This window comes from Nocardia sp. NPDC060220, assembly GCF_042727815.1.
Taxonomy (GTDB): domain Bacteria; phylum Actinomycetota; class Actinomycetes; order Mycobacteriales; family Mycobacteriaceae; genus Nocardia.
On sequence record NZ_JBHWZY010000605.1, the window covers coordinates 1 to 4,292 of the forward strand.

At 66.8% G+C, this 4,292-nt stretch carries 6 protein-coding genes; 5 read left to right on the forward strand and 1 reads right to left on the reverse strand.

Features of this window, described 5'->3' with window-relative positions; all coding sequences use genetic code 11:
- The 4 genes from ACFWF3_RS26085 to ACFWF3_RS26100 all read left to right on the forward strand — a co-directional run.
- Positions 1–624, forward strand: a 624-nt coding sequence (locus ACFWF3_RS26085; RefSeq protein WP_379315946.1) for a sigma factor-like helix-turn-helix DNA-binding protein, incomplete at its 5' end; no start/stop codon positions are given.
- 91 nt (positions 625–715) lie between these two features.
- On the forward strand, positions 716–1,189 hold the full coding sequence (locus tag ACFWF3_RS26090) for a flavodoxin family protein (RefSeq protein WP_379315948.1): 474 nt from the start codon (positions 716–718) through the stop codon (positions 1,187–1,189).
- A gap of 33 nt (positions 1,190–1,222) precedes the next feature.
- Positions 1,223–2,458: a DNA polymerase IV gene (gene dinB, locus ACFWF3_RS26095; RefSeq protein WP_379315950.1), complete on the forward strand. Its 1,236-nt coding sequence runs from the start codon at positions 1,223–1,225 to the stop codon at positions 2,456–2,458.
- A 60-nt stretch (positions 2,459–2,518) separates the two neighbouring features.
- On the forward strand, positions 2,519–2,872 hold the full coding sequence (locus tag ACFWF3_RS26100) for a PLD nuclease N-terminal domain-containing protein (protein ID WP_378652648.1): 354 nt from the start codon (positions 2,519–2,521) through the stop codon (positions 2,870–2,872).
- A gap of 31 nt (positions 2,873–2,903) precedes the next feature.
- On the opposite strand, the gene ACFWF3_RS26105 is transcribed toward ACFWF3_RS26100, so the two are convergent.
- On the reverse strand, positions 2,904–3,983 hold the full coding sequence (locus ACFWF3_RS26105) for a class 1 fructose-bisphosphatase (RefSeq protein ID WP_379315952.1): 1,080 nt from the start codon (positions 3,981–3,983) through the stop codon (positions 2,904–2,906).
- A gap of 126 nt (positions 3,984–4,109) precedes the next feature.
- Between ACFWF3_RS26105 and ACFWF3_RS26110 the strand changes: the two genes are divergently transcribed.
- On the forward strand, positions 4,110–4,292 hold a 183-nt coding region (locus ACFWF3_RS26110), incomplete at its 3' end, for a MerR family transcriptional regulator (RefSeq protein WP_379315954.1).

Sequence of the window (4,292 nt, forward strand, 5' to 3'; positions counted from 1 at the left end):
GGGCAGGATGTGTTGCTGGCCGAATCGGTGTCGATGGCGATGCTGCTCGTGCTGGAAACTCTCGGTCCCACCGAGCGCGCGGTGTTCGTGCTGTCGGAGGTGTTCGGACACAGCCATCGCGAGATCGCGCAGATGATCGATAAATCCGACTCCGCCGTGCGGCAGATCGCCCACCGGGCCCGCGCGCATGTCGCGTCGCGGCGACGGCGCTTCCAACCGGACTCCGACACCAGCCGCGCGGTGATCGGCCGCTTCCTGCTGGCCACCAACACCGGCGACGTCAGCGCCCTCATGGCGGTACTCGCGCCCGACGTCCTCCAGATCTCCGACGGCGGTGGCCGTGTGAGTGCCGCGCGCCGCCCGATCATCGGCGCCGAGCCCGTGGCGCGGTTCCTGATCGGGCTGACCCAGAACTCGATGGCGGGCGCGACAGTCGAATTCGGCAGTTTCAACGCGCAGCCCACGGTGATCGCCCGATCGAAGAACGGCGATCTCGATACCGTGCTGGTGGTCGAGCTGACCGACGACCTCGTCACCGGGCTCTACGCGATCCGCAACCCCGACAAACTGCAGTCCATCGACGTCGTGCGCATTCTCGACATCGCGGCCGAACGCACGCTGTGACGGAGGGCACAGCACCTGCATGTCACGCTGGGAACCTGAGCGGTGTCTCCGAGGGTGTCCAGCAACGCAGCGGAACGAAAGGACCATCCCCATGAAGGTCATCCTCGTGTGCAAGTCGGTGTCGCACGGCAACACCCAGCGCGTCGCCGAAACCATCGGCCAGGTGCTCGGCGGACGGGTCGTCGCCCCCGCCGACATCGATCCGGCCGGGCTCGCCGACTACGACCTCGTCGGCTTCGGCTCGGGCATCTACAACATGGCTTTCCATCCGGAACTGCGCCGGTTCATCGCCTCCCTGCCGGCCGGACACCAGGGCAAAGCGTTCGTGTTCCGCACCAGTGGATTCCCGGAACCGCCGTTTCGCCGCTACGTCACCACCTTGACCCGCGACATCGAGAAGAAGGGCTTCGACGTGGTCGACGCCTTCGACTGCAGGGGCTTCGACACCTGGCTGCCGCTGCGCCTGGTGGGCGGTATCCGCAAAGGCCACCCCGACGCCACCGACCTCACCGCCGCGCGCGAGTTCGCCGAAAACCTGCAGGCCAGGGCTATCTCCACACCCTGAAAGGCCGAACTCGTCGGACCCCGATGCGAACATATGTTCGTGTCCGATTCCGCCGCCCCGCGTCGCCCGCGTATCCAGTCCCGCGCCGAGGCCTCGATCCTGCACGCCGACCTCGACTCGTTCTACGCCTCGGTCGAGCAGCGTGACCAGCCGTGGCTGCGTGGCAAACCGGTCATCGTGGGTGGCGGGGTGGTGTTGGCGGCCAGCTACGAGGCCAAGGCGTTCGGGATCCGCACACCGATGAACGCGGGCCAGGCGCTGCGCCTGTGTCCGCACGCGATCGTGGTGCCGCCACGGATGTCGGCCTATGCCGAGGCAAGCAAAGCGGTGTTCGCGGTATTCCACGACACCACCCCGGTGGTGGAGGGGATCTCGATCGATGAGGCGTTCCTCGACGTCAGCGGGTTACGCCGGATCAGCGGCGTACCGATCGACATCGGGCACCGGCTGCGCGCGCAGGTGGCCGGCCGGGTGGGCCTGCCCATCTCCGTGGGCATCGCACGCAACAAATTCCTCGCCAAGGTCGCCTCCGCCGTCGCCAAACCCGACGGGTTACGCCTTGTCGAACCCGGCAAGGAGCTCGACTTCCTGCATCCACTGCCGGTGGAGCGATTATGGGGCGTCGGCAAAGTCACCTCGGCGTCATTGCACGCCAACGGCATCACCCGCATCGGCCAGCTCGCCGAACTCGGCGAACCCCACCTGCGCGCCATCCTCGGCCCCGCCGCGGCCCGTCACCTGTTCGCCCTGTCCTTGGCTCGCGATCCACGCCGCGTGGAAACCGGCAAACGACGGCGCTCGATCGGCGCCCAACGCGCCCTCGGCCGCCGCCCCCGTGACCCCGACGAGATCGCCGCCTACCTCGACGGCCTCACCGACCGCCTCGGCCGCCGCCTGCGCGCCGCCGACCGCGTCTGCCGAACGGTGGTGCTGCGCTTACGTTTCGACGATTTCACCCGCGCCACCCGATCGCACACTCTCGTCGAAGCCACCGATGCCTCCACCGCGATCCGCCACGCCGCCCGCCTGCTGCTGCACGCCGCTCAACCGCTGATCATCGAACGCGGCATCACCCTGATCGGCCTCTCGCTGACCAACCTCGACGACGCCGACACCATGCAACTCACCCTGCCGCTGGACGCGCGCGCCGAGAACACCCTCGACGCCACTCTCGACGACCTGCGGCGCCGCTTCGGTTCCACCGCCGTCACCCGCGCCGCACTCCTGCGCAGCGGCGAAGGTCTCTCGGTCCCGCTCCTGCCCGACTGATGTCGGTGGTCACCGACCACTACGGATCCACCGTGCGAGTGGGCGTGGAATAATCGCCGAATGCCTTACGCCGTCATCGGCTTTCTGACTCTCGCCCTGTGGGTGTATTGCCTGGTCGACATCATCACCAGCCCCGACGCGGGCATCCGGCACCTACCGAAGATGGGGTGGATCATCGTCGTCGTGCTGATCCCGACGATCGGTGCGCTGCTGTGGTTGTTCGCGGGCAGGCCGGTCGGCGAGTCAGGACCTGTCTCGAATACCCGGTTCGGTGAATACGATCGCCCCGGTCGCCGGGTCGCGTCGAATCCCGACGACGACGAGGCCTTCCTGCGCGGCTTGCGCGAGCGTGCCGAACAGCAACGTCGCGAGGCCCGCAGGCAACAGCAAGAACGCGACCAGGACCCGGCCTGATCGCCCGCGAAGCACTGTGCCGATCGCGCATCTACGTGCGCTGATCGTGTTTGGCGGGCCGGAACAATGACCGCGTTCCGAACAGTGAACTGTCGAACCGCTTGCCCGCGTCCGGTTCCCGGTGATATCGCTCGATGCGCAGCACCTCGTTGCGGGAACCGAAGATGAACGGCACCCGCTGATGCACCTGGGCCGGGGGAACCTCCATCATGCGCTCGTGCCCGGTGGTGGCCGCCCCGCCTGCCTGCTCGACGATGAACGCGATCGGGTTCGCCCCGTACAGCAGCGAGACTCGGCCCGGCTGTGCGGGATTGCGCGTATCGCGCGGGTACAGATACAGCCCGCCCCTGGTCAGGATGTGGAAGGTATCGGCCACCAGTGACGCCACCCACCGCATATTGAAATCGCGCCCGCGTGGCCCTTCGACTCCCTCCAGGCACTCGAGCACATACCGGCGCACGGGCCGCTCCCAGAACCGCTCGTTCGCGGCATTGATCGCGAAACCCGAGGTGTCCTGCGGGATTCGCATCTGCGGATGAGTCAGCACGAACGCACCGATCTCCCGATCGAGGGTGAACCCGTCGACGCCACTGCCCGTGGTGAGGACCAACATCGTGGCGGGCCCGTACAGGGTGAACCCCGCACAGACCTGCTCCACTCCCGGCTGCAGGAAGTCGGTGTCGGCAGGTTCGGCGTCGCCGGCGACCACCGCTTCCGGCGCCCGCAGAATGCTGAAAATCGAACCGACAGGCAGATTCACGTCGATATTGCTCGACCCGTCCAACGCGTCATACGCCAGCAGGTACTTCCCCCGGCGCTGCGTCGCGGGCAGCACCGTCGCATGCTGCTCGGACAACAACCCGGACAGATGCCCCGACCACTGCGTCTGCCCCACCATGATCTCATCAGTCAACACATCGAGCCGCCCACTCACCGACGTCTCGTCCTCGACCCCCGACCCGATGATCGCCCCGCGAGTCACCTGATTGGCAATGATCTTCGCCGCCGTTGCCACCACATTCACCAGCGCGGAGAATTCCCCCGACGAACCGGGATGCCGATGCTCTTCCTCGATCGTGTACCGCGTCAGCGTTTTCGGTCCATTCGGCATTCGGTCACGACCCCCTGCGAAATCCGGTGCGTCCCTTGCCCTTTTCAGAATGGCTCACCGACCGCCGATAGGCAATGTGAACTCTCACTTGACCTTGCCCCTGGGGGCAGCGTTTACATTCGCTGCATGAGGATCGGAGAGCTCGCGCGGCTGGCTCAGCTCAGCCCCAAGGCCATCAGGCGGTACGAGGCACTCGGGCTGGTCGCACCCGAACGGCACCCCAACGGCTTCCGCGAATACGACGACCACACCGTCCGCCTGGTGCGCGAAATCCGATCCCTGAACCGTCTGGGCATCCCGGTAGAGGAG